Here is a 25,038-nt window from a genome sequence, read left to right as displayed (position 1 = left end):
GGGCTATAGTCGAGCCTCCATGCGTCTCCTTCTTTACCGAGTCCTTCTGTGCCGAGCCCGCGCGGCCGCCTTCTGGTGCATCTTGCCCTTCGGACTGGCTGCATGCGCGGCGCCCCCCGAGGCGCGGCTGGAGACGAGCGCAGTCGTCGCTTCGCTGAGGCAGCGCGACGAACCTGGCGCGATCGACGTCGCGCTCCAGGGACTGGAGTTGCCCGCGTCGTTCATGTCGCGTCCGTCCGAGGCGGAGCGTGCTTCGCCTTCCCAGCCCGGCTACTGGTTCGTTCGTACCCTCGCGTGGTCGCCCGACGTGAGGGCGGCGCGCCGTGAGCTATCGGCGGCGAAGGGGCTCGCCAGGAGCGCAGGAGCGCCGAACCCCGTGGCCGTCCAGGTGGTCGACCACGAACTCGGCGGCGAGGACGACCTCGTGGAAGCGATCGGAGTGTTCGATCTGATCGGGCTCCTGGGCCTTGGGCCGTCGCGCGCCGAGCGCGAGCGCGCGTCCGCCGAGACGCTGCTCGCGGCAGGCCGCCTCGAACACGTGGCCTTCGAGTCCTGGATCGCCGTGGAACGCGCGAGGATCGGCGTCGTCGCAACGCGCCTGCGCTGGCAGCGTCTCGCAGAACTCATCGAGACGGCGACGGCCGACCTCGAGCGCGTTCGAATCCTCGAGGAGAACGATCGGCTCAGCGACGCAGATGCGGGGCTCGCGCGCGCGGAGGTCGCCCGGCTGGAGCGCCGCCAGCTGCTCGCCGCCGCCGCCCTCGAAACGGCTCGGATGGAGCTGGCGCGGCTCTCTGGCTCGGTGCCGGATGCGGGCCATTTCGGTCCAGACGTCCAGGCCGTCGGCGAGGCGGGGCTGGCCGAGGTCGCGTACGGGAACGTCATGGACCCGTGGCCGCCGATGGAGAACGCCCCGGCGTTCCTGGCCGATCATCATCCGGCGCTTCGACAGGCGCGGCTTCGGTTCGCGGTACGTGAGGCGGAGGTGCGAGAAGCGGCGGCGAGGGCCTGGCCCGGCGTCGGGCTCGGGCCCCATCTCGGCTACCTGAACCACGCGCAGCTCGGCATGATCGCCCGATTCTCGATTCCGTTTCCGTCGAGCTGGAAGGGACGCCTGGAGGCCGCCGTCGAGCGACGCGATCGTGCCCTGGAGGAGTTCGAAGAAACGCTGGTGGCGTTCTCCGGACGGCTCGTGGAAGCGAAGGCGCGGCTCGGAAGCCTCCAGGCCGCCGTGGACGACGATCACGGCGCGACCCGGCGCGCCACCGACCCCGCGATCCAGCACTGGGAGGCGGCGCGCACGCGCTTTCGCGCGGGACGCGGCAGCGCTGCGGGCTGGACGCAGGCGCTCAATCACGTGGGCGAAACGCTGAACTGGCCGATCGACGACGTCGAGGCGCTCGCGCTGGCGAGGCTCGATGTGACGGCGGCGACGGGCCCCGGCGCCACTCCGTTTCCTCCGCGCTACTCATTCGATTCCGACCACTCCGACCTGGAGATGGACCGATGAGTCTCGTCGACGGGAACGTGGATCTCGCGGCCTTGTCGCGCGGCGCCAGCGGTGTGGAGCCGCCGCGGCGGAGCTGGCTGCGCATCGTGGTGCCGCTCGTGATACTGGGTGCTTTCGCCTGGGTGCTGCGCGATTCCCTGGGGGAACTCTGGCGCGAACGCCCGATCGTCACGGTGATTCGGCCCGTGCGCCTCGAGGGGCAGCCGCCGTTCGAGGGAGGGCGCGTGCCGAGTACGGAGCGGCGGCAGCTCGCCGTTCAGGCGGCGGGCTGGGTCGAGCCGGATCCGTTCCCGACGCTCGTCCCCGCGCTCGCCGGGGGGGTGGTGCTGGAGGTGCTCGTCCAGGAGTCGGACGTCGTGGAAGTGGGGGACGTCGTCGCCCGGCTCGTCGCCGACGACGCGAGGCTGGCCCATGCCGAAGCGGCGGCCCGCGTCGAGGAACGGCGCGCCGCGCTGGCGCTGGCCCAGGTCCGCGAAGCCGTCGCCGCCGAGAGCTTCGACGCGGCGATCGGCGTGACCGAAGCCGCGTCCACCGCTCGCGCGGATCGCGCGGGCCGAGAGGCCGAGGCGAAGCTCCGCGAGGCCTCCCTGCGCGAGGGCGAGGCGCGGATCTCCCTCGCGGAGAGCGAGGTCTTGGTCCAGCGCGAACTCGACGCGGCCGGCGCGTCCGGCGCGCGGCAGGTCGAGATCGCCGAGGCCGAGCTGGAGGTCGCGCGCGCGAAGCGCTCGACGCTGGAGGCTCAGCTGGAGCTGGCGCGGAGCGCTGCGCTCGTCGCGAGGGCCAGGGACGAGCGCGCGCAGGCGGACCTGCGCCTGCGCTTCGAGGATCGGCTCGCGCGCGACGAATCCGCTGCTGCCGTTCGGCTCGCTGCGGCCGAGCTGGCGCGCGCCGAGGCCGAGCTGGCCACGGCTGCCCTGGCCCTCGATCGAACGGACGTGGTCGCCTCCACTGCAGGCGTCGTGCTGGAGCGCATCGCGAGCGACGGCGAGACGCTGGCGCCCGGCGCGGCCGTGGCCTCGGTCTTCTCGCCCGAGAAGCTGCGCGTGCGCGTCGACGTTCCCCAGGGCGACATCGAGAAAGTGCGTGTGGGCCAGACGGCGGAGGTCCTCGCGGATGCGCGTCCCGGAAGGCCCTATCGCGGCGAGGTCATCCGGATCGTCGAGCGAGCGGACATCCAGAAGGTGACGCTGGAGGCGCAGGTGCGCGTGCTCGATGCCGACGGGATCCTGCGGCCGGACATGCTCACGCAGGTGCGATTCTTCACCGAGGGAGCGAAGGTCTCCGGCCAGGGGTCGGAAGGCGCGGCATCGGAACCGATGGGGACGCGCTCCGTGGCGCTACGCCTCGCGCTGCCGGCCCGCGTCTTGGATGGCGAGGCCGTCTGGCTTTTCGATCCCGTCACGAAGGAGGCGAGGCGCGCCGCGATTCAGGTCGGCGGTCGCGTTCAGCCCTCCGGCGTGGAAGGCGGCGACTGGCGTGAGGTGCTCTCCGGAGTGAACCTGACGGACAAGGTGATCGACGGTGGGCGCACGGCGCTGGAGAAGCTGAGCGCCGCGAAAGGTGGCGCGGATCGCGTCCCTGTCCAGATCGAGGAGCCGCGGTCATGAGCTTCATCGAACTTCGAGGCGTCACGCGGACGTACTCCAGGGGAGAGCACGAGGTCACGCCGCTCGAAGAGGTCGACCTCGATATCGAACAGGGCGAGTTCCTCGTGCTCCTCGGGCCTTCCGGAAGCGGGAAGACGACGTTGCTCAATCTGCTGGCCGGGATCGACCGTCCGCAGGCCGGAACGGTCACCGTCGGTGGGCTGAACGTCGCCGCGACGCGCGCGGGCAAGCTCGCGCGCTGGCGCTCGGCGACCGTGGGCTACGTGTTCCAGCGCGCGAACCTCGTGCCGGTGCTGACCGCCTACGAGAACGTCGAGATGCCGCTCTGGCTGCACAGGCATTCGAAGTCGGATCGGCATGCGCGCGTCTCGCTGGCGCTGACGGCCGTCGGACTGGGCGACCGGGCGCGGCACCTGCCGAAGCAGCTTTCCGGCGGCCAGGAACAGCGCGTCGCCATCGCCCGCGCGATCGTGGCGGATCCGGATCTGATCGTCGCCGACGAGCCCACGGGGAGCCTCGACGCGAAGAGCGCCGAGGGCATCCTGACGCTTCTGAGGCGCCTCAACGAGGAGCGGGGCAAGACCATCGTGATGGTCACCCACGATCCGCGCGCCGCAAGCTTCGGCAAGCGCGTCCTGCACCTCGAGAAGGGCAAGCTCTATCCGTTCGAGGAACCGTTCGAGGAGAGCGCGAGGGCGAGCCAATGAGGTTTCTGCGGCTGATCCTGGTGAATCTCAAGCGGCGCAAGGGACGGACCGCGCTGACGATCCTCGGTGTCGCGTGCGCGCTGGCGCTGCTCGTGCTCGTCGAGAGTCTCGGGACCGGCATGGCGGAAGCCATGGATTCGACGGACGCAGCGCGCACGCTCGTGGTGTTCCGCAAGAACCGCTACTGTCCGCAGACGTCGTTCCTGCCGGAGTCCTACACGCGGCACATCGAGGGCGTCGAAGGCGTCGACACGGTTCTTCCCGTCAAGGTCTACCTGAACAACTGCCGTGCGAGCCTCGATCTCGTGACCTTCCAGGGCGCGCCGGTCGAGGAGATGCTGGCCCAGCGCAGCATCGAGGTCATCGACGGGGACGCGGCGGCGTTCGAGGCCCAGAAAGACGCCGCACTCGTGGGGCAGCAGTTCGCCGCTCGCAAGGGGGTGCGCGTGGGCCAGCGCTTTCGCTTCGGCGACATCGACGTGAGCGTCGTCGGGATCTTCCGCTCGGACGAATCGACCCAGGAGTCGCTGATTCTCACGCATCTGGAGTACCTGCAGCGCGCGGGGCCGATCAGCCGGCTCGGAACCGTGACGCAGTTCGAGGTGCTGACGTCAGAGGGCGCTGAACCCGGTCGCGTGGCGTCCGAGATCGACGAGATTTTTGCGACGGCCGAGGAGCCGACGGATACGCGGCCGCGGGTCGCCTACCTGGAGAGCGCGACCCGGGACCTGCGGGAGATTCTGCGCTTCGGGCGCTACCTCGCCCTCGCCTGCGTCGTGGTGGTCCTTTCCCTGGTCGCGAACACGGTGCTGATGAGCGTGCAGGAGCGCGTCCGAGAGATGGGGGTCCTGCGCGCGATCGGGTTCCGCGAGGTGCACGTCGGCGCGCTGGTGATGGGGGAGGCGCTGGCGCTGGCCTTCTTCGGCGCGCTGATCGGGGTGGGCTCGGCCGTGGCGCTGCTCCACACGACGAAGCTCACCATCGGGAGCGAGGGCGTTTCGATCGGGTTTGTCGTCACACCGTCGCTGGTGCTGCTCGGGTTCGGCGTCGCGCTCGGCGCGGGCGCGATCGCGGGGCTGCTGCCCGCGGTGCGCAGTGCGCGCGCCGGGATCGTCGATTCCCTGGGGGCATGACGCCTTGGGACTTCCCTTCGATCATGCGATCCGCAACCTCGGGCGGCGGCCCGGGCGGACGACCCTGACGGCGCTTTCGAGTGCGATGGTCGCCGCGCTCCTGGTGGCGACGACGGCGTTCGTGCGCGGCCTGAGCGGTACGTTTGCGGGGGCGTCCGATCCCCATACCGCGCTGCTGCTCTCCAAGGTGGCCGAGCGAGACGTGGTCCGTTCGACGACGGCGGCGGGGCTGGCTTCGCTGGTGAAGGCGAGCGTGCCCGGCGTCGAGGTGGCGTCGGACGAGATCCACATGGGAACGTCGATCGTCGTTCCCGGTTTCGAGGGCGAGCGCGCGGGTTTCGTGCGCGGCGTCACACCGAATGCCTATGAAGTCCATCGAGCGTTGACGCTGTCGGAAGGCGCTCTGCCCGGGCCGGGTGAGGTGATCGTCGGGCGGCTCGTCGCGAGGCAGCTCGGCGTTCCCGAGAGCGCCGTCGCGCCTGGGGAGACGCTAGTTCTGGAGGGCGCAGAGCAACGCATCGTCGGGCGCTTCGTGGCCCCGGGAACGACCCTGGAGGCCGAGATCTGGACGCCGCTCGATCCGCTGCGCGGGCTGGCCCAGCGCGGTGATTCCTCGGTGGTGTTCGTGCGGTTGGCGGACGACACGGCGCGCAAGCGGCTGCGATTGTTCTGCGACAGGCGGCTCGACCTCGAGCTGGAGCCGGTGAGGAGCGCCGAGTACTACGGAGAACTCGTGGCGTACTTCGTGCCGATCCAGCGGATGGCGTGGATGCTGGCGGCGCTGATCGGGGTCGCGGCTCTTTTGGGGGGCGCGAACGCGGCGGCGGCGTCGGTCCAGGACCGGATCAAGGAGCTCGCCGCGCTGCGGGCCATCGGATTCGGGACACGAGCGCTCGCCACGTCGCTCCTGATCGAGGCCCTGGTCGTGGCGGCAGCGGGGGCGGTGCTCGGGCTACTACTGGCGCGGGTGGCCCTGGAGGGCGGCGCCGTGCGGCTGGCGATGAGCGCGTTCGAGCTGCGCGTGGACCCGGTGGCGGTGCTCGTGGGCTTCGGGGGGACGCTGGTGCTGGCGGTCGCGGCGGTGGTGCCGGCGGCGTGGCGGTTGGCGCGGCTGCCGATCGCGGCGGCGCTCTCCGAGGACTGATCTCCGGACGATCGGCTATGATGCCGTGATGCTGAATTCACGGTGCGCCACTTCGGTCCTGTTCGTTTCACTCGCACTGCCGCTCATCTCCTGCGGGGGAAGCGAGAGCGCTCCGGCGAAGGAGCCAGCGCCTGAGTCCGCGTCCGTGGAAGTCGTCGCGCCGTTGACGGCGTACTGGTCGGACGCGCCTCTGGGCGACGCGAAGGAGGTCCGCGACATCCGCGAGTCCGTAAAGGACGGCGAGAAGGTCGTCCTGCGTGGGACCCTCCAGGACTTCGGCGAGTTGGCCACGTTCCGCCTGGTCGATGATGGCCTCAAGGACTGCACCGAGATGGCGGACGATGGCTGCTCCACGCCCTGGGACTTCTGCTGCGCGGATCCGGACGAGCTGGAGCGCTGGACGGTCAACGTCGAGTTCCTGGAGGACGGGATGCCCGCGGACTGGTCACTCCATGGCCAGAAGGACCTCGAGCGCTTGACCGAGGTCGTGGTGGCCGGAACGCTGCGGAGAGACGAGGCTGGCAACCTGCGCCTGGAAGCCGAGCGGATGTCCGTGCAGTAGTTCGGGTCGTCGGCAGAGGCCCCTGCCATGGTTGGATGCCATGGGGGGTCGGCGCAACGCCGCGAGCGCGGATCCTGGCGGTGCTCGCGTAATCGCATTCTGTGGCGTGACTCCCCGTAGGCCCGGTGAGGAAGATGCGCTGTCGCTGGTCTCGACGGTCTCATCGCAGAGATGCACTTCGCCCGGCCGCGGGATCTGCAGCTCTATCCGGAGCGATGCCAGCGGCTTGAGCAACGTCTCGGAGGCGTCGCGTGGCCATGGCGCCTTGCGCGTAACCCGCTTCGACCTTGACCGGTCCGTTCCTCTGGAATGGACGATCCACCGGACATCTTCAGGGGCACGGGGGGCCGCTCTCCGCTCCAGAATTTCGTCCGGGCCCACCTTCCTGGTTTCCTCGCGGAGTTCGAGGACGAGCACGGCGGTCGTTCCCTGCCGCAGTACGTCATCCAGGAATTCGAGGCTCTACTCGAATGCGGCGATCCAGCGTTCGGCTTCAGCCGCCTCCGTTGCCCCTCCTGCGCAACGGACACGGTGGTGCCGTTCTCCTGAAAGGGTCGAACGTTCTGTTCCTCCTGCGGCGGGCGCCAGATGGCGCAGACGGCCGCGCACCTCGTCGACAGGGTCTTCCCCGATGTCGATGTGCGCCAGTGGGTACTCACGGTCCCCAGGCCGCTACGCCTGGCGATGGCGATGAACGCGGAGCTCTGCCGAGAGGTCACGCGGGCACACATTCGCGCGGTCTCTGCCTCCTACAAACGCCGCGGACAAGTGACGCTGGATCGTCAGCAGCAACAAGTGCAAGGCGACGCAGAGGTTGACCCAGAGGAAGCCGCACATTCCATTCCTGAATCCCCGGTCCGGCTCGACGTTGGCGCCGTGAATTCGACGCAGCGTTTTGAATCTTCGTTGGGATTAAATGTTCACTTCCACTCCCTCTACCTGGACGGTGTGTACGTCACGCGCAGCGCTTTCGAGTCTCCCGTCTTTCTGCCCGCAGATCCTCTCACGTCGGCGGAGGTCGAGCGTGTGCACGGCGACGCGATCGCGCGCATCTGTCGCGTGCTGAAGCGCTACTCCCTCGACCCAATCGCACTCGGTCTGCCCCTACGCAAAGGCGACGACCCCACTTGGGAGTACGCGGACGGGGGCGCGGATGAGTCACCGCTGCTCGACTTCGGGGATGCGCGTGAAGGTTCCTTCTTCCCAGGCCTGAAAGCGGCATCGGTGAAGTCGCTGATTCCGTTGGGAGAGGCCGCAGGCCGCCCGCTGAAGCGCCTCATCGACCCTGATCTCGGCCTTGCGTTCCAGTCGTCGGGTTGGGGGAGTCAGTACGTGCCGCCTCCACTGGTGGTGAGCGCTGACGGGTTCTCGTTGCATGCGGCGACGCTGATCCGGAAGGGGCATCGGGCGCAGCTGGAGAAGCTCTGCCGCTATGTGACGAGGCCCGCCATCAGTCTGGAACGCTTCGATGTCCGTCCCGATGGGATGGTCTCGTGGCTGCTGCGCAAGGCCTGGCGTGATGGGACCAAAGGCTTCGTCATGACGCCGTACCAGTTCATGGCTCGACTGGCGGCGCTCGCGCCGCATCCGCGCGAGCATCAGCTGACGTATCAGGGAGTGCTGGCCCCGGCCTCATCATTGCGTGATCTGGTGGTGCCGCGTCCCGTGGTTCGGAAGGAGCCGAAGGATGTGGACGTCGCCGATGAAGACGGCTCGAAGAGTGCGGGGGAGCCGTCGAAGGACCAGAGGTACATCCGCTGGGCAGATCTTCTGAAGCGGGTGTTTTCGGAAGATGTTCTCAAGCGCCCGCGCTGCCGCGGGCGCAGGCACATGATCTCCGTGATCACAGATCCGGAGACAGCGCGGAAGGTGCTGGAGGGGGTGAGAGCGGCGGCGAGGAGGTCATCCGATTCGCTGGGTGGGAGAGACCCGTCGTCGCAAGGGCCGAGCCGTTCCCCACCGGCAGAGCTCGAGGTCCGAATACCGATGCCGCCTCGGCCGTGTCTATTTCACGGCGCGGCTGGACTTCGGGAAGTAGAAAGCTGCGGAAGAGCGGCGCGCGGGCGATCGTGCTCGATGAAACAACAACAGCCCGCGCCTTGGGAAGGGTGCTGGCTGCAGGTCGTGGTGAAGTGAACCGGTGGTGCTCGTCGGAGGGGGCGAAATCGGGCGAGTTCGGCTCAGCGAAGAGCCCGATGGCTGCCCGGGCGCTCCCGCGTGGCCGGTGAGGATGCGGGTAGCGGTGAATCGGGCTCCAGGATACGGTGACTGGCGTGTCGACACACCGCTTGGAGTTCCTATCCGTTCAGCGAGTCGTGCACCTGGAGCCGTGTGCCCGTCGTCCAGCCTGTGGCGGGCGGAGAGACGATCACGAGGCTTCCGGCAGTGAGGATGCCGACGACGACCGGAGATCCTGCTGTATCCACGGCGTGCCCTACGTGGACCAGAACCTCGATATCTACGGAGTTGAATGCATCTACCCCGACGGGACGAAGATGATGTTCTCAGGCCGCAACCAGGCCGGCTGCGAGACGCGCTTCTACAGCCATATGCACGGGACGAAGGGGTCGACGATCGCCTCGGCGGACAGCGACCGCGGCCTTCCTACGAGCATCCACGAGGGGCACAGCCTCGGTCGCGGGCGCCGCATCTGGACCTCGCGGGTCGAGGATGGCGGCACACATCGGGCGTCCCGTCACGTACGAGGAGGCCCTCTCGTGTGAGCATGAATTAGGACCGGATCTCGCAGAGCTGGCCCTCGAGTCGGACTCCCCGCTGATGCCCGATGAGAACGGGCTCTACCCGGTTCCCGCGCCAGGGATCAAGACAGATTGGGAGTACTGATCCGGATTCTGGCGGTGCAGACGCCAGGGGTGGGTCCCTATGACCGATGCTGATGGGTATGCCGCGCATGTCTTCACGGGCCCCCCTGTTCTCCCTGCTGGTGTCAATCGCCGTGTTCACCCTCGGCTGCTCCTCGGAGTCTGAGACGTCGCCACCGCCGGATCCGCCGCCGTTCGAGTTCTACTTCTGCTCTAACCGCACCGGCAACTTCGAGATCTACCTGAGCACGGACGGCGTGGCGCAGCAGATCACGGACGACCCGCTGGTGGACTCTTGGTGGCCCCGCGCCTCGCCTGACTCAGGCACGTTGCTCTTCTACCGCAGTGATGTCGCCGATCGGCCGCCGAGCGGGTCTGGCAACAACAACTATGCGTTCGCCTCGCTCTGGATGCTCGACCTCAGCACCGGCCAGTTGACGGAGCGGATCGCCGAGGGGGCCAACGGCTGGAGCACCCAGGGCGTGGCGGACTGGTCCCCCGACGGAACCCAGCTCGTCATGGCGGCCCAATCGACCCTGGATGGCGACCGCTGGCACCTGTTCGTCACGGATGCTCTCGGCGCGAACCCGACCAGGGTTTCGACGAGGACCTCGTTCTACCTGGACCCTTCGTGGTCGCCGGACGGCACCAGGATCGTGTGCGCGGCCTTCCCGGCTGGATACAATGGAGTCGACGTGGCGAACCTTGAGATCCACGTCTTGGACGCTGACGGATCAAACGAAGTGCGGTTGACGAACGACGCTTTCAGGGATCACGACCCCTACTTCTCCCCGGACAGCCTGGAGATCGCGTTCGAGACGGACATCGATCCGACGTTCAATGGCGTCGGGCGGTGGGGGCTGCGCGGCGTGACCGCTGATGGGGCGATGGTTCGAACGATCCTGGAGGACGGCCAGATCAACACGCTGCCGCAGTGGAGTCATGACGGCAGCGTCCTCTACTTCCACCGCCTGGTCTTCGGAGCGCCCGAGGCCTTTCGGATCGCGAAGGTGAATCGAGACGGCTCGGGCCTCGCGTACCTGACGCCCGGCGGTAGCTACGACGACTCGGACTTCGCGCACACCAATTTCATGAACCTCCGCTCCGGTGGAGTGGCGACCGAGGAGGATTGGTTTCATTTCGAGTTCCCAGCGGTCGAGCCAGGGCGAGATCTCTACCCCGAGCCCGGCTACTTCGTGAACGAGCCAACAGGGCGCGTGTTCGGACGCTGACGCGTCCGCGTACTCGCGAGGGGGGGGCACCTGCGAAGTCCTCTCAGCTCAGACGCTTGTACCAACCACGTCCAGAGATTGACCACGACTCCGAGAGCGGCCGCAGCGCCGATCGTAACCCGCGTCCAGTCGGCGGCCCGACGCAGACCCCACCAGATGGCCAAGAACCAGCCAGCGATCCCTGCTGCCGGGAGCGCTGGCCACCCCGTCAACGCGAACAGCGCTTGCCACAGGAGAAAGCACGCGATGATCAGTCCCGTCCACGGGTAAGGACCGAGGGAGGCAGCTACCTCGTCTCCAGGCGGTTTCCATGTACTTCCCGGAACGCCTCCTGACCGCGGGATTTGCAGCTCTATACGGAGCGATGCCAGCAGCTCAAGCAACGTCTCGGAGGCGTAGTGTGCCCATGGAGCCTTGCGCGCAACCCGCTTGGATCTTGACCGGTCTGTTCCTCAGGGCGGCATCGGTGAAGTTCTCATTCCGTTGGGCCAACCCGGTGAGTGTCAAGGTAGTTGTCGCCCAGTCGTTGAGATCAGGCCGCTGGAGCCTCCTGGGGGTGGTCAACAGGAGGGTGAAGGGTGACGTGCACGATCGGCGTGAGGTTGCGAGTGTCGCCGCTCCACCTGTTCGGGTTCCGCTTCTTCGCCTCCTCCATCACGGCCTTCCGCTTCTGGAGAATGGCGCCGTCCTTGCCATCGTGACGGTCAGCAGGCGTAACGAAGCGAATGGCACTGTGCTTGTGTTCGTAGTTGTACCACTGGACGAACTCGTCGGCCCACTGAGCCGCGGCCTCCAGGGAGACGAAGCGCCCCTTGGGTGCCCGCGAGCAGTACTTCACGGTCCTGAAGAGCGCCTCGGAGTGGGCGTTGTCGTCGCTGACGGATAGGACTTCCAAGCGGGGTGTCGACACCCCAGTCACCGTAGCCTGGGGCCCGATTCTTCGCTAATCCCATCCTCACCGGCCACGCGGGAGCGCCCGAGCGGCCAGCGGCCTCTTCGGTGAGCCGAATTCGCCCGATTTCGCCTTCTCCGACCGGGACCATCGGTTCGCTTCACCACGACCTACAGCCAGCACCCTCCCCGAGAGTGCTGGCTGATCTCATTTCACCGAGCCCGATAGCCCGCGCGCCGCTCTTCCGCAGCGTCCTACTTCCTGAAGTCCAGCCGCCCCTGCCGAGGCGGCATCGGTATTCGGACCTCAGATTGGGCCGGTGGGGAACGGCTCGGCCCTGGCGATGACGGGTCTCCCCCACCCAGCGAATCGGATGACCTCCTCGCCGCCGCTCTCACCCCCGCTGGCACCTTCCGCGCTGCCTCCGGATCTGTGATCACGGAGATCATGTGCCTGCGGCCCCGGCAGCGCGGGCGCTTGAGAACATCCTCCGAAAAAACCCGCTTCAAGAGATCTGCCCAGCGGATGGTTCTCTGGTCCTTCGACGGCTCCCCCGCACTCTTCGCGGCGTCTTCATCGGCGACGTCCACATCCTTCGGCTCCTTCCGAACCACGGGACGCGGCACCACCAGATCACGCAATGATGAGGCCGGGGCCAGCACTACCTGATACGTCAGCTGATGCTCCCGCAGATGCGGCGCGAGCGCCGCCAGTCGCGCCATGAACTCATGCGGCGTCATGACGAATCCCTTGGTCCCATCACGTCAGGCCTTGCGCAGCAACCACGAGACCATGCCGTCGGGACGGACCTCGAAGCGTTCGAGACTGATGGCGGGCCTCGTCACATAGCGGCAGAGCTTCTCCAGCTGCGCCCGCTGACCATTCCGGATCAGCGCACGCAACGAGAACCCGTCAGCATTCACCACCAGTGGAGGCGGCACGTACTGGCTCCCCCAACCCGACGACTGGAACGCAAGGCCGAGATCAGGGTCGATGAGGCGCTTCAGCGGGCGGCCTGCGGCCTCGCCCAACGGAATCAGCGACTTCACCGCTGCCGCTTTCAGGCTGGGATAAAATGTTCACTTCCACTCCCTCTACCTGGACGGTGTGTACGTCACGCGCAGCGCTTTCGAGTCTCCCGTCTTTCTGCCCGCAGATCCTCTCACGTCGGCGGAGGTCGAGCGTGTGCACGGCGACGCGATCGCGCGCATCCGTCGCGTGCTGAAGCGCTTCTCCCTCGACCCAATCGCACTCGGTCTGGCCCTACGCAAAGGGGACGAACCCCCTTGGGAGTACGCGGACGGGGGCGCGGATGAGTCACCGCTGCTCGACTTCGGGGATGCGCGTGAAGGTTCGTTCTTCCCAGGCCTGAAAGCGGCATCGGTGAAGTCGCTGATTCCGTTGGGAGAGGCCGCAGGCCGCCCGCTGAAGCGCCTCATCGACCCTGATCTCGGCCTTGCGTTCCAGTCGTCGGGTTGGGGGAGTCAGTACGTGCCGCCTCCACTGGTGGTGAACGCTGACGGGTTCTCGTTGCATGCGGCGACGCTGATCCGGAAGGGGCAGCGGGCGCAGCTGGAGAAGCTCTGCCGCTACCCAGGCAAACCCGCCATCAGTCTGGAACGCTTCGAGGTGCGTCCCGATGGGATGGTCTCGTGGCTGCTACGCAAGGCCTGGCGTGATGGGACCAAGGGCTTCGTCATGACGCCGTACCAGTTCATGGCTCGACTGGCGGCGCTCGCGCCGCATCCGCGCGAGCATCAGCTGACGTATCAGGGAGTGCTGGCCCCGGCCTCATCGTTGCGTGATCTGGTGGTGCCGCGTCCCGTGGTTCGGAAGGAGCCGAAGGATGTGGACGTCGCCGATGAAGACGGCTCGAAGAGTGCGGGGGAGCCGTCGAAGGACCAGAGGTACATCCGCTGGGCAGATCTTCTGAAGCGGGTGTTTTCGGAAGATGTTCTCAGCTGCCCGCGCTGCCGCGGGCGCAGGCACATGATCTCCGTGATCACAGATCCGGAGACAGCGCGGAAGGTGCTGGAGGGGGTGAGAGCGGCGGCGAGGAGGTCATCCGATTCGCTGGGTGGGGGAGACCTGTCCTCGCCAGGGCCGAGCCGTTCCCCACCGGCAGAGCCCGAGGTCCGAATACCGATGCCGCCTCGGCAGGGGCGGCTGGACTTCGGGAAGTAGAAAGCTGCGGAAGAGCGGCGCGCGGGCGATCGTGCTCGATGAAACAACAACAGCCCGCGCCTTGGGAAGGGTGCTGGCTGCAGGTCGTGGTGAAGTGAACCGGTGGTGCTCGTCGGAGGGGGCGAAATCAGGCGAGTTCGGCTCAGCGAAGAGCCCGATGGCTGCCCGGGCGCTCCCGCGTGGCCGGTGAGGATGGGGGTAGCGGTGAATCGGGCTCCAGGATACGGTGACTGGCGTGTCGACACACCGCTTGGAGTTCCTATCCGTCAGTTTTACTCGAACGAAGAGCGGCGCCTACGAGGTGATCTATCAGTTCCGAGACAAGTTTGGCAATCCAGTGAATATTGGAACTGACCAAGTCGGAAAGGCGACAATTCAAATCTTTGTGCTAGTACGGAATGGGGTGGTCACCACCGCTGCCCCGTTCTAGTATTACATCTATGATTTGTTTCAGCATATATGACGACAGCGTTTCACTTTCTGGGCTCATGGAAGAGCGCCTGCGTGGCAAGGATGCAGTGGATGAGGTCGTACTTTATCTCACGGGAAATGTCACGGTGACGCTTGCGTGCGACGGGTCTGTCGCTCTGGAAGGGGTGCCGATTGTGCATTTCTTGCTCGAACTCCTTGGTGTGGCTGAGTGTGAACGGCTGGATTCGTCCTGGAGGTTGATGGCCGACACGGAGACCACCTTCGTCATCCAGTGGCGCCGGACGGAGTGGGGTATTGAACTGCGGCTGCCTGGGTTGGAGAAGCCGCAGCTATTCGATCGGAACGAGTTTAGGTCTGCGGTAGCATCCTTTGCAAGCGCAGTGCTTACCGCTGCGCATCGAGAGGCAGCCGTGATTCCGTCGAACCGGCACCTACGGGCGTTTTGGAAGAGCCTTGATGCCAGTATCGCGAAGCTCGAGAACTGAGTCTGACACTCGACGCAGGTGAGGCCGTACTGTCCCATTGATCGGCCGACGGCATCGTGCCGGCCCAACGCTCGCAGCTGCAATTGCGAGCTCCTATTCCCCGCTCTCTCAAAGCGTTCGCAACTCCAGCCCACTCGGGGAGCCACTTCCCTCCTGGGTTGAGCAAAGATGCTCCCCGGAGGCGGCTCAAGGAGGCCGTCAGCCCCGAATCGCTGGCTTGACGAGCCTGCAGAGGCAGCCCGAGGATCCCAAATTTTGTTGGGGCTCTCCGATCTCTCAACCTAACAAGCATGATCCGGTTGACGCTCCCGACGTGTTGATCGCATCGCGGATCCTCGATGTCCAGCTAAGCGACCACGGTGCAGATCAAGGAGCATTGAAGCGCCGTCGCTCAGCACGCGGGGGAAGAACAGGGGGTGAGCCTCGCGACGTCCGGCTGCCTCGGTCGTCGAGATCAGCCCAAGGACATCTTCGGGCGCGTGTCCGCCTCATGACGTCAAGCGTAGGCGGCCATGTAAAGACGTTCCGAACGCTTCGCTTGCCACAATGTTCTCAAGGGCGTCAAAGTGGCCCTTCACCGAGTCACTCCAAAAGCGCGCCTCATCACCGGACATGGAGGGGGATGAGGCAATAAACGCCCGTCGAATCCATGGATCCATCGACCCGAAATCGCTCTTAAGTTCGGTAAGCCAACATCCAATAGTAGTACCGCCAGCCAGCAATATGACCTCACGTTTCCCAGCGGTGCTCAAGGTCTCATACCGTCCCGCCAGCATGCTCCTGTCTGCGGCAGCAGGGTTTCCAGCCACAAGGGCAATGAGCGATAGCTGCACGTAGCTTAGGTACTTCCCGAAGTCCGTGTCGAGAAGCGCCACCGCGCCATCGACGCTCGATTCGGGGGGGTACACACCCGAACGCGCTAGCGTTTGAACATACCTAACGACGTCCGCGAGTATCGGATAGATTTGATCCAGGCTTTCGAAGACGAATGGAAGCGCTGCCGATGATCGAACCTGGCCTAAGGCCCGGAGTATCCAAGCTGCCCTAGTTAGCTCGGGCGGATCTGACGTTGCAGCATCAACTAGAAGAGTCGTAGTTTGCTCCTCACTAATGGCCTGCACTGCGGCCTCCTCTTCGGACGATAGTATGAGCGCTGCACGTGACTCCGAATGCGCTCTCTGAACCCTGCGTAGCACAGTCTCAACAGTCGGCGTCTCCTGCTCCTTCTCTAGGATCGAAGCATCCGCAGCAAAGACCTCTGCTGTGTCGATTCTGCTCTTCTGTCCCTGAAGAGCCAGCCGCTGATGCCTGTCAAGTGCGTCGGCCAGCGTCAGTATTAGTGTATGCGCCTCGCTATATGAGCGCGCGTATAGGTGGTAGTCGTCTGCAAATCGGCGAAATCGAACGCCCTTTGCGATCAAGCTACGATCGACGGGATCCAAGCTTAGCTCTGCGAGTAGATGTGTGGCGTGTGGCCCCACCGCCACCCCCCTTGATACTTTGCCGGTTAGACTACCCAAGAAGCGGACGAACGTTCGAATGATAGGAAGCGGGAGGCCAGCGTCGAGGAGTCGATTTTCAACGGAGTGGTGGTATATCTGGTTGTAGAAGTCTGCGATGTCCACTCGAGCGATATGAGTGAACGCATCATCTCGAACGCACTTCGTGGAGTCCCGCCAGAACCTCTGCCATGGGCGATCTTGAGCGTACATGAATCCATTTGACTCACGTACGAATCTATTTGAGTACACAACGAAACTGCTCCGAGGCACACGCGCCTCTTCGATTCTTCGGCCGTACTTATGGAGAAGCGCAGAGATGATGACAGAATCAAGAGGGTCGAGCTGCGTTGCTGCTCGACTGCCAAGCCCGCGCTTCGGCACGATTAACCGTCGGCCTCCGCGCCACGCATAGTTTGGGACCGAGAGGTCTGCCAGTTGGCTAACGAGCGCGGATCGTTGCCCGTATATGGCATCCAATTCGAACGGTCGAGGGAAAAGATCGCCATCCCCCTCTAGCTGCAAATGCTTGATGGCCCAGAGGTAGCTAGCCTTTGGTAGTTTCCATTCTTTCTTGGAGGGCATGGAGCGCAATCTCGCCTCTGTGGATCTCGGGCTCAAGTAGATTTGGGGGTAGATGGCGTATTCTTGCATGGAGCGGAGGGGGACGATGCGAGTGCCCCACTCCCACCGGGGTCACCGAGGCACGCTACTCGACCTCGGCCAGCCGTGCGCTCGCACCCGATTCAGCACGTTGCGCGCACCTGCGGCCTCCGGCCCGTGGGCGCCTCGTACTGGCGTTGTTGCATGAAGATTGGCAGGTCATCCAGGGCCCCATCCGGTGCTCCCTTCATCCGTTGTTGCTACGCGGCGCATCTGACCCTCTCAGGTTCCTCGTGATACGCCACCGTCCGGAATCGGACAATGGCAAAGCGGGCCGCGGCGTAGCGCGCCGTGAAGATGTCCCGGAAGTTGAACCGCTTCTGCGCGAGACCGGCCTGCATTGCCGGCGTTCGCGTCACCTTCATCCACCGGACATCTTCAGGGGCACGGGGGGCCGCTCTCCGCTCCAGAATTTCGTCCGGGCCCACCTTCCTGGTTTCCTCGCGGAGTTCGAGGACGAGCACGGCGGTCGTTCCCTGCCGCAGTACGTCATCCAGGAATTCGAGGCTCTACTCGAATGCGGCGATCCAGCGTTCGGCTTCAGCCGCCTTCGTTGCCCCTCCTGCGCAACGGACACGGTGGTGCCGTTCTCCTGTAAGGGTCGAACGTTCTGTTCCTCCTGCGGCGGGCGCCAGATGGCGCAGACGGCCGCGCACCTCGTCGACAGGGTCTTCCCCGATGTCGATGTGCGCCAGTGGGTACTCACGGTCCCCAGGCCGCTACGCCTGGCGATGGCGATGAACGCGGAGCTCTGCCGAGAGGTCACGCGGGCACACATTCGCGCGGTCTCTGCGTCCTACAAACGCCGCGGACAAGTGACGCTGGATCGTCAGCAGCAACAAGTGCAAGGCGACGCAGAGGTTGACCCAGAGGAAGCCGCACATTCCATTCCTGAATCCCCGGTCCGGCTCGACGTTGGCGCCGTGAATTCGACGCAGCGTTTTGAATCTTCGTTGGGATTAAATGTTCACTTCCACTCCCTCTACCTGGACGGTGTGTACGTCACGCGCAGCGCTTTCGAGTCTCCCGTCTTTCTGCCCGCAGATCCTCTGACGTCGGCGGAGGTCGAGCGTGTGCACGGCGACGCGATCGAGCGCATCCGTCGGGTGCTGAAGCGCTACTCCCTCGACCCGATCGCACTCGGTCTGGCCCTACGCAAAGGGGACGAACCCCCTTGGGAGTACGCGGACGGGGGCGCGGATGAGTCACCGCTGCTCGACTTCGGGGATGCGCGTGAAGGTTCGTTCTTCCCAGGCCTGAAAGCGGCATCGGTGAAGTCGCTGATTCCGTTGGGAGAGGCCGCAGGCCGCCCGCTGAAGCGCCTCATCGACCCTGATCTCGGCCTTGCGTTCCAGTCGTCGGGTTGGGGGAGTCAGTACGTGCCGCCTCCACTGGTGGTGAACGCTGACGGGTTCTCGTTGCATGCGGCGACGCTGATCCGGAAGGGGCAGCGGGCGCAGCTGGAGAAGCTCTGCCGCTATGTGACGAGGCCCGCCATCAGTCTGGAACGCTTCGATGTCCGTCCCGATGGGATGGTCTCGTGGCTGCTGCGCAAGGCCTGGCGTGATGGGACCAAAGGCTTCGTCATGACGCCGTACCAGTTCATGGCTCGACTGGCGGCGCTCGCGCCGCATCCGCGCGAGCATCAGCTGACGTATCAGGGAGTGCTGGCCCCGGCCTCATCATTGCGTGATCTGGTGGTGCCGCGTCCCGTGGTTCGGAAGGAGCCGAAGGATGTGGACGTCGCCGATGAAGACGGCTCGAAGAGTGCGGGGGAGCCGTCGAAGGACCAGAGGTACATCCGCTGGCCAGATCTTCTGAAGCGGGTGTTTTCGGAAGATGTTCTCAAGCGCCCGCGCTGCCGCGGGCGCAGGCACATGATCTCCGTGATCACAGATCCGGAGACAGCGCGGAAGGTGCTGGAGGGGGTGAGAGCGGCAGCGAGGAGGTCATCCGATTCGCCCGGTGGGGGAGACCCGTCATCGCCAGGGCCGAGCCGTTCCCCACCGGCAGAGCCCGAGGTCCGAATACCGATGCCGCCTCGGCAGGGGCGGCTGGACTTCGGGAAGTAGAAAGCTGCGGAAGAGCGGCGCGCGGGCGATCGTGCTCGATGAAACAACAACAGCCCGCGCCTTGGGAAGGGTGCTGGCTGCAGGTCGTGGTGAAGTGAACCGGTGGTGCTCGTCGGAGGGGGCGAAATCGGGCGAGTTCGGCTCAGCGAAGAGCCCGATGGCTGCCCGGGCGCTCCCGCGTGGCCGGTGAGGATGGGGGTAGCGGTGAATCGGGCTCCAGGATACGGTGACTGGCGTGTCGACACACCGCTTGGAGTTCCTATCCGTCGACCGCCAGCTGGGTGACGTGGGCGTACGGGTCGGTGATTTCGAGGCGAGCCGAGGTGCCATCACCTTCTGGGCGAAGGAGGTCTTCGACCTCGATAATCCTGACCGCGACTGAGACGCCACCTCCTCTGAACGGCCGCTTCGCTGCTGCGCCTGATCAGCCAGGTGTGGAGCTGTTAGACCTCACTCCTTGTACGCTCGGAACCCGAACGGCATGAAGATGCCTGGTCGTGTCAGCCTCGATGTTCGCTTCACCGTTTCTGTCAAAATGCTGTATGGTCAGCTCTCTGTCCAGGCTTCGAGCCCGTCATCACGCTGGGTGTCAGGCAACCCGAGCCGGATGCTGGCCTTTCCATCAAGTCCAGCTGTAGAGACCCCGCGCAGCGCTCTTCCCTGACTCGGCGGCGCGGAGCCAGTCACGCTGTCGTTTGTTCGTTCCATGGAGACTCTTCCGAGCGTTGCAGGTCGCCGACAAGGTCCTTCCGCCGCGCGGCTGCAGGCTGACCGAACCCCATCCAGTCTGTCGCCCGAGACTGGTCCCTGGGAACTTCTGCGAGATTGCCTGCAAGACATCGGCGGCCGTGGCATCAAGGGGGCGATGTCAGGCTCCTTTCGCTTCCACTCCGCCGACCTGGAGACGCTGCTGGCCGAGACGGGCTGGCTACACGGCGTGGCCTCCGGCCTCGGCTATCACGCGCAGGCGGCCGATGACGCGGTGCAGGAAACGCTGCTCGCTGCGCTCCAGTTCGAGGGAGGCGAACCCGGCCGCGGCTGGCTGCGCAAGGTGCTTCGCCGACAGATCGGCATGGACCAGCGGGCGAACGCCCGCCGCAGAGCGCGCGAGAGGCTCGTGGCGCGCGCGGAGCGCGATGACCTGGACCCGTCCCTGGCGCTGGAGTCGATCGAGCTGAACGCCCGCCTTCGGCGGGCCGTGGCGGAGCTTCCCAGGAAGGAGCGCGAGGTGATCGCGCTTCGTTTCGGCGCGGGACTCGGGCCGGCCGAGATCGCGGAGACCTTGAACGAGTCGGCGAACGCCGTGTCGTCGAGGCTCTCGCGGGGCCTCCGCAAGCTGCGTCGGGCACTCGATGACGAGGCCGGGCCGCGCGATCGTGCTCACGCCTTCGGGCTTTTCTCTCTCTTCACGGCCGCTCTCATGAAAAAGAATCTCGCGCTCTTCGTGATCCTGGTGATCGTTGCCGGTCTGGTCCCCCTGGGTCTCAGGGCGCTCCAGCGGGACGGGTCGAGTGCCACGATCCAGGAGGCGCTCGAGCCGGAGCTGGTAGCGGTGGCTGCGCACGGCAAAGAGCAGAGTCTCGCGGGTCCGGTTGCTGGCGCATCCGCAGAGCGAGAGATCGCCACGCACGTGGCCACCTCCGAGATCGTAGCGGTCGAGGAGGATGCCGCCGTGCTCCCAGCGAAAGGCTCGGTGCGCATTCGAGTCGTGGAGGCCCTGACGGGGCTTCCTGCGAAGGGCGTCGCACTGGACCTCGTCGAATTCCATGGCGGCGCTTTCTGGGATCAAACCCTGCGTGGCTCGACCGATCAGAACGGGCTGCTCGAGTTCGATCAGCTCTCCCCGGGTCCGAGGGTTGCCTACCTGAACCGCGTGGATCCACACGGGGACTTTGCTGCCGAGACGCTGGAGGTCATCGCCGGAGACGTGGCCGAGGTGACCTTCGAGGTGGACGCAGCTTCGGTGGTACGAGGGCGCGTCGTCAACGAGGCCGGAGCCGCCGTTCCGCGAGCGCGTATCTGGGTCGGCTCCGGCATGGGGGGAGTCGATCATGGCCAGATCGTGACGTTGGCGGACGAAGGCGGCGAATTCGAGGTGAAGTACATCGGGCGTACGCAGTTCCTGTCAGCGTCCGCGCCAGGCCGTGCGCCGTCGCCTTCGGCGGCCTCCGGAATCGGCCAGCCATTTGACGAGAACGGCCGCCTGCTCCTGATCGTTGGCTCGCGTCGCGGGACCGTTCGAGGGACGGTGACCGATGCGGCGGGCGTCGCGCTACCGGGCGCGACGGTGACCCTCGGTGGTCTCGAACGACCCGAATCGACAGGCACGGAGCCGATCTCCTACTGGAGCCCGCCCATGCGGATCGAGAGGACCGACGAGTTCGGCGCCTTCGAGTTCGTGGACGCCAGCATCGGCGAAGTGCCGCTGCAAGCGCGGATCGCAGGCAGCGGGCTGTGGGCGCAGACCGTGCTCATCACGGATGGCGGCGTCCTGGAAGTCCCCATCCGTCTGATCCCGGGTGGCACCGTGAAGGGACAGGTTCTGGATGCGTCTGGCGAACCCTGTCCCCGAGCGACGGTGTCTGTACATCCGAGCATCCACGGAGCGCTGTCGCGCATGGAGACCGTGAGCGCCGAGGACGGCCGCTTCGAACTCCGTGGTGTGACGCCAGGGCGTGTCGAGTTCCAGGTACAGGATGACAGGTGGACCCGAATCCTCAGGCATCACGTCCTGGTCACCTCTGGCCAGATCACCACGTGGAATCCTGTTCTGCCAGAACGGAAGGAGCTGAGGGGTCGCGTGCTGTCGGAGTCGGGCGAGCCGCTGGCGCACTGGGGCGTGGCCACGAACCCGGTAGTGAACGGCGTGGTGTCGCCAGTCGGAACGGGCGCGCGGACCCGGGCAGACGGCAGCTTCGCCCTGTTTCAGGACTACGGTGACCTCTTTCAGATCAGGATCAACGCGCCAGGCGGCTACGCTCGCCCGGTTCTGACGCTTGGCCCCATGGAGATTCCGAACGAGGAGCAGACCTACGTCATTTCTGACGATCAGATCCCTTCAGCAGGCGCATTCGGCCGCGTCGTCGACGTGGAGGGAATGGGCGTCCGTGCGACCCTCGACGTGAGCGTTGGAGGCCCGGATCCACGGAGCTTCGAGGTCCGCACCGCGGCGGACGGCACGTTCCAGATCGACTATCTTTCGGCCACGGCCTTCGAGCTCAGCGTGCTGGCCGAGGGACTTCCGAAGCACGAGGTCGCGAGCAGCAGCCCGCTGGTCGAGCATGAGATCCGCGACCTCGGCGACATCGTCGTCGGGCCGGACTGACCCGGCGTCCATGGTGGTCGAGTGAATCGTTTTGAATCTTCGTTGGGATTAAATGTTCACTTCCACTCCCTCTACCTGGACGGTGTGTACGTCACGCGCAGCGCTTTCGAGTCTCCCGTCTTTCTGCCCGCAGATCCTCTCACGTCGGCGGAGGTCGAGCGTGTGCACGGCGACGCGATCGCGCGCATCCGTCGCGTGCTGAAGCGCTTCTCCCTCGACCCAATCTCACTCGGCCTGCCCCTACGCAAAGGCGACGACCCCCCTTGGGAATACGCGGACGGGGGCGCGGATGAGTCACCGCTGCTCGACTTCGGGGATGCGCGTGAGGGTTCCTTCTTCCCAGGCCTGAAAACGGCATCGGTGAAGTCGCTGATTCCGTTGGGCGAGGCCGCAGGCCGCCCGCTGAAGCGCCTCATCGACCCTGATCTCGGCCTTGCGTTCCAGTCGTCGGGTTGGGGGAGCCAGTACGTGCCGCCTCCACTCGTGGTGAATGCTGACGGGTTCTCGTTGCATGCGGCGACGCTGATCCGGAAGGGGCAGCGGGCGCAGCTGGAGAAGCTCTGCCGCTATGTGACGAGGCCCGCCATCAGTCTGGAACGCTTCGATGTCCGTCCCGATGGGATGGTCTTGTGGCTGCTGCGCAAGGCCTGGCGTGATGGGACCAAAGGCTTCGTCATGACGCCGTACCAGTTCATGGCTCGACTGGCGGCGCTCGCGCCGCATCCGCGCGAGCATCAGCTGACGTATCAGGGAGTGCTGGCCCCGGCCTCATCATTGCGTGATCTGGTGGTGCCGCGTCCCGTGGTTCGGAAGGAGCCGAAGGATGTGGACGTCGCCGATGAAGACGGCTCGAAGAGTGCGGGGGAGCCGTCGAAGGACCAGAGGTACATCCGCTGGGCAGATCTTCTGAAGCGGGTGTTTTCGGAAGATGTTCTCAGCTGCCCGCGCTGCCGCGGGCGTCGGCACATGATCTCCGTGATCACAGATCCGGAGACAGCGCGGAAGGTGCTGGAGGGGGTGAGAGCGGCGGCGAGGAGGTCATCCGATTCGCTGGGTGGGGGAGACCTGTCCTCGCCAGGGCCGAGTCGTTCCCCACCGGCAGAGGCCGAGGTCCGAATACCGATGCCGCCTCGGCAGGGGCGGCTGGACTTCGGGAAGTAGGGCGCTGCGAAAGAGCGGCGCGCGGGCGATCGTGCTCGATGAAACAACAACAGCCCGCGCCTTGGGAAGGGTGCTGGCTGCAGGTCGTGGTGAAGTGAACCGGTGGTGCTCGTCGGAGGGGGCGAAATCGGGCGAGTTCGGCTCAGCGAAGAGCCCGATGGCTGCCCGGGCGCTCCCGCGTGGCCGGTGAGGATGGGGGTAGCGGTGAATCGGGCTCCAGGATACGGTGACTGGCGTGTCGACACACCGCTTGGAGTTCCTATCCGTCCGGGGTGAATCAGTACCGCCACGAGCGAATGGTCGCGGCTGGAAGATCCAGAACACCGCATCCGTCGTGTTGAAGCCGGCCCCCGCGCTGTCACGATAGATGAACTGCTGGTATCAGGTCTCTCCCGCCGCGAAGTTCGATCGAAAGGGTCTTCGGAAGAATCTGTGGGTCGAATAATGTTCACCGTTGGACGGGGCAGCGGCAGGCAGATTGGAGGCAGAGGCGGTGCGGTGCGGCAGCTACGAATACAACCAAAGACGGGAGAGCGGCGGAGGGGTGGGGAGGCGCGGCGCCCTTGTGAGGCCTGGAGGCGCGGTGAGCCTGCGAGCTTGGGCCTGGCCTCCGCGCTGAGACCGGAAGGCGAGGCTCCAAGCCCCGGATGCTAAGAGAGGAAGGTTCGGGGACCCTTCAGGCGAAGTTGCTGGTTCTAGGCCTCGAGGACCATCGAGACCGATGGCAAGTCCTGGATCGAGAGTAGCCCCTTGCCGCCACCCCGTTTCCAGCCCTCCCTCAGCAACCAAGTTTGAGGTTTCGCACTCACACTGGAACCCTCCTGGCCGCTCTGCCAATCCCGGAGGCCTTCAAACGAAGGAGCACTCGAACAGGGGTCAAGGGTGCTCAGTCCGAGGCCGTGATGGACGTCATTTCGCAGCACGTACACAAGCAAGTTGCGCACCTGCGTTGGCGTCTTCGCGATCTCGAGGTGAAACCGATCCAGGAAGACGCTCCCCTGTCCAACACGACGCCAGAGCCGGTTCAATCGCATGCCCAATCCGGTGTTCAAGCTGGCCATTCCCTTCGAAAGGTCAGCCGAGTTGGAAGCCTCCGAGATCAGGTGTATGTGATTGCTCATCACGGAATACTCGACGATCTGAACATCACCACCTTTGTTGACCCGAGCGATCGCCGCCTCAATGATCGCCAGCTCCTCCTTCCCGCGAAGAGAACGAAAGCCCTTCTTCAGCTTGATCGTCACGTGCGCGACATCCCCCTTCCGCATCGACTGCCTGGACGAATGAGGAACCCGGGATTCCTTGGTCCTTCGGGGCCCCCGGCGATGCGGAGGGACTGCGAATCCGAATACTTTTTGGGTGAGAGCCACTCGAGCCATGCGCGTCTCTGACATGCCAATTCATAGGTCATTCCTGTGCAGATTCAATCTCCAAATTGGCTCCAAATGGGCATTTAGATGCCAAACTCGACACTTTAGCCACATCGAAGTCATCGCCGATCCGTTCTATCCCGGCACACCTTTCTCCACCGGCAAACCCACACTCTTCGCCTCCGGACCTCCCCTCCTCGCCTCCCCTCACAAGGCGGAGGCCAGCCCCAAGCCCGCA

20 protein-coding genes and 1 pseudogene are annotated in these 25,038 nt (G+C 65.5%); 16 read left to right on the top strand and 5 right to left on the bottom strand.

What is annotated here, in order from left to right:
- Positions 1–19: 19 nt before the first annotated feature.
- From Poly30_RS16635 to Poly30_RS16590, 10 genes are all read left to right on the top strand, one after another.
- Positions 20–1,510, top strand: a complete 1,491-nt coding sequence (locus Poly30_RS16635; RefSeq protein ID WP_145199519.1) for a TolC family protein — start codon at positions 20–22, stop codon at positions 1,508–1,510.
- Positions 1,507–3,117: an HlyD family secretion protein gene (locus Poly30_RS16630; protein WP_145199516.1), complete on the top strand. Its 1,611-nt coding sequence runs from the start codon at positions 1,507–1,509 to the stop codon at positions 3,115–3,117. The genes Poly30_RS16635 and Poly30_RS16630 overlap by 4 nt, the downstream gene beginning before the upstream one ends.
- Positions 3,114–3,824 carry an ABC transporter ATP-binding protein gene (locus tag Poly30_RS16625; protein ID WP_145199513.1) on the top strand — a complete coding sequence of 237 codons (711 nt, stop codon included), beginning with the start codon at positions 3,114–3,116 and terminating at the stop codon, positions 3,822–3,824. The genes Poly30_RS16630 and Poly30_RS16625 overlap by 4 nt, the downstream gene beginning before the upstream one ends.
- A gap of 20 nt (positions 3,825–3,844) precedes the next feature.
- Positions 3,845–4,957, top strand: a complete 1,113-nt coding sequence (locus Poly30_RS16620; RefSeq protein WP_419190280.1) for an ABC transporter permease — start codon at positions 3,845–3,847, stop codon at positions 4,955–4,957.
- 4 nt (positions 4,958–4,961) lie between these two features.
- Positions 4,962–6,101 carry an ABC transporter permease gene (locus Poly30_RS16615; RefSeq protein WP_145199507.1) on the top strand — a complete coding sequence of 380 codons (1,140 nt, stop codon included), beginning with the start codon at positions 4,962–4,964 and terminating at the stop codon, positions 6,099–6,101.
- Between the two features lie 28 nt (positions 6,102–6,129).
- Positions 6,130–6,663: a hypothetical protein gene (locus Poly30_RS16610; protein WP_145199504.1), complete on the top strand. Its 534-nt coding sequence runs from the start codon at positions 6,130–6,132 to the stop codon at positions 6,661–6,663.
- Between the two features lie 309 nt (positions 6,664–6,972).
- A complete protein-coding gene (locus Poly30_RS16605; RefSeq protein WP_145199502.1) occupies positions 6,973–7,212 on the top strand; it encodes a transposase zinc-binding domain-containing protein in 240 nt (79 codons plus the stop codon).
- 39 nt (positions 7,213–7,251) lie between these two features.
- Complete coding sequence (locus Poly30_RS16600) at positions 7,252–8,799, top strand: transposase (protein ID WP_145199499.1); 1,548 nt, start codon at positions 7,252–7,254, stop codon at positions 8,797–8,799.
- A gap of 152 nt (positions 8,800–8,951) precedes the next feature.
- Positions 8,952–9,386, top strand: coding sequence for a hypothetical protein (locus Poly30_RS16595; RefSeq protein ID WP_145199496.1), 435 nt, complete (start codon positions 8,952–8,954; stop codon positions 9,384–9,386).
- A 221-nt stretch (positions 9,387–9,607) separates the two neighbouring features.
- Positions 9,608–10,717 carry a TolB family protein gene (locus Poly30_RS16590; RefSeq protein WP_419190279.1) on the top strand — a complete coding sequence of 370 codons (1,110 nt, stop codon included), beginning with the start codon at positions 9,608–9,610 and terminating at the stop codon, positions 10,715–10,717.
- Between the two features lie 532 nt (positions 10,718–11,249).
- Here Poly30_RS16590 and Poly30_RS16585 read toward each other — a convergent pair.
- From Poly30_RS16585 to Poly30_RS16575, 3 genes are all read right to left on the bottom strand, one after another.
- The gene (locus Poly30_RS16585; RefSeq protein WP_419190278.1) at positions 11,250–11,612 is read right to left on the bottom strand and encodes an integrase core domain-containing protein; all 363 of its coding nucleotides are present in this window, start codon (positions 11,610–11,612) and stop codon (positions 11,250–11,252) included.
- 251 nt (positions 11,613–11,863) lie between these two features.
- Positions 11,864–12,349, bottom strand: a complete 486-nt coding sequence (locus Poly30_RS16580; protein WP_145199487.1) for a hypothetical protein — start codon at positions 12,347–12,349, stop codon at positions 11,864–11,866.
- A 24-nt stretch (positions 12,350–12,373) separates the two neighbouring features.
- A complete protein-coding gene (locus tag Poly30_RS16575) occupies positions 12,374–12,658 on the bottom strand; it encodes a hypothetical protein (RefSeq protein WP_419190277.1) in 285 nt (94 codons plus the stop codon).
- A 40-nt stretch (positions 12,659–12,698) separates the two neighbouring features.
- Between Poly30_RS16575 and Poly30_RS16570 the strand changes: the two are divergent.
- Positions 12,699–13,793, top strand: a pseudogene (locus tag Poly30_RS16570) (transposase); the annotation flags it as partial.
- A gap of 488 nt (positions 13,794–14,281) precedes the next feature.
- Positions 14,282–14,710, top strand: a complete 429-nt coding sequence (locus Poly30_RS16565; RefSeq protein WP_145199478.1) for a hypothetical protein — start codon at positions 14,282–14,284, stop codon at positions 14,708–14,710.
- Between the two features lie 488 nt (positions 14,711–15,198).
- Here the strand turns inward: Poly30_RS16565 and Poly30_RS16560 are convergent, their stop codons facing one another.
- Complete coding sequence (locus tag Poly30_RS16560; protein ID WP_419190276.1) at positions 15,199–16,422, bottom strand: RNA-directed DNA polymerase; 1,224 nt, start codon at positions 16,420–16,422, stop codon at positions 15,199–15,201.
- 683 nt (positions 16,423–17,105) lie between these two features.
- On the opposite strand from Poly30_RS16560, the gene Poly30_RS16555 reads away from it, so the two are divergent.
- The 4 genes from Poly30_RS16555 to Poly30_RS16545 all read left to right on the top strand — a co-directional run bounded on the left by Poly30_RS16555 (position 17,106) and on the right by Poly30_RS16545 (position 23,430).
- Positions 17,106–18,944 (top strand): transposase zinc-binding domain-containing protein, encoded by a 1,839-nt coding sequence (locus Poly30_RS16555; protein WP_419190275.1) that lies wholly within the window; start codon positions 17,106–17,108, stop codon positions 18,942–18,944.
- 250 nt (positions 18,945–19,194) lie between these two features.
- A complete protein-coding gene (locus tag Poly30_RS28585; RefSeq protein WP_419190274.1) occupies positions 19,195–19,326 on the top strand; it encodes a hypothetical protein in 132 nt (43 codons plus the stop codon).
- Positions 19,327–19,809: 483 nt separating this feature from the next.
- Positions 19,810–22,269: a sigma-70 family RNA polymerase sigma factor gene (locus Poly30_RS16550; protein WP_419190273.1), complete on the top strand. Its 2,460-nt coding sequence runs from the start codon at positions 19,810–19,812 to the stop codon at positions 22,267–22,269.
- A gap of 21 nt (positions 22,270–22,290) precedes the next feature.
- Positions 22,291–23,430 carry a transposase gene (locus tag Poly30_RS16545; RefSeq protein WP_145199466.1) on the top strand — a complete coding sequence of 380 codons (1,140 nt, stop codon included), beginning with the start codon at positions 22,291–22,293 and terminating at the stop codon, positions 23,428–23,430.
- 695 nt (positions 23,431–24,125) lie between these two features.
- On the opposite strand, the gene Poly30_RS16540 is transcribed toward Poly30_RS16545, so the two are convergent.
- Positions 24,126–24,674 carry a transposase gene (locus Poly30_RS16540; protein ID WP_419190272.1) on the bottom strand — a complete coding sequence of 183 codons (549 nt, stop codon included), beginning with the start codon at positions 24,672–24,674 and terminating at the stop codon, positions 24,126–24,128.
- Between the last annotated feature and the right edge of the window lie 364 nt (positions 24,675–25,038).

This window comes from Saltatorellus ferox, from assembly GCA_007751475.1.
Lineage (GTDB): Bacteria > Planctomycetota > UBA1135 > UBA1135.
This window is presented reverse-complemented; position numbering and strand designations above follow the sequence as displayed.

What these genes read in the sequence shown, in the direction of transcription:
- Poly30_RS16625 (WP_145199513.1), top strand. Translation starts at nt 3,114, where the DNA reads ATGAGCTTCATCGAACTTCGAGGCGTCACGCGGACGTACTCCAGGGGA.
- Poly30_RS16560 (WP_419190276.1), bottom strand. Translation starts at nt 16,422, where the DNA reads ATGTACGCTCAAGATCGCCCATGGCAGAGGTTCTGGCGGGACTCCACG.
- Poly30_RS16605 (WP_145199502.1), top strand. Translation starts at nt 6,973, where the DNA reads ATGGACGATCCACCGGACATCTTCAGGGGCACGGGGGGCCGCTCTCCG.
- Poly30_RS16630 (WP_145199516.1), top strand. Translation starts at nt 1,507, where the DNA reads ATGAGTCTCGTCGACGGGAACGTGGATCTCGCGGCCTTGTCGCGCGGC.
- Poly30_RS16610 (WP_145199504.1), top strand. Translation starts at nt 6,130, where the DNA reads ATGCTGAATTCACGGTGCGCCACTTCGGTCCTGTTCGTTTCACTCGCA.
- Poly30_RS16635 (WP_145199519.1), top strand. Translation starts at nt 20, where the DNA reads ATGCGTCTCCTTCTTTACCGAGTCCTTCTGTGCCGAGCCCGCGCGGCC.
- Poly30_RS16600 (WP_145199499.1), top strand. Translation starts at nt 7,252, where the DNA reads ATGGCGCAGACGGCCGCGCACCTCGTCGACAGGGTCTTCCCCGATGTC.
- Poly30_RS16580 (WP_145199487.1), bottom strand. Translation starts at nt 12,349, where the DNA reads ATGACGCCGCATGAGTTCATGGCGCGACTGGCGGCGCTCGCGCCGCAT.
- Poly30_RS16565 (WP_145199478.1), top strand. Translation starts at nt 14,282, where the DNA reads ATGGAAGAGCGCCTGCGTGGCAAGGATGCAGTGGATGAGGTCGTACTT.
- Poly30_RS16550 (WP_419190273.1), top strand. Translation starts at nt 19,810, where the DNA reads ATGTCAGGCTCCTTTCGCTTCCACTCCGCCGACCTGGAGACGCTGCTG.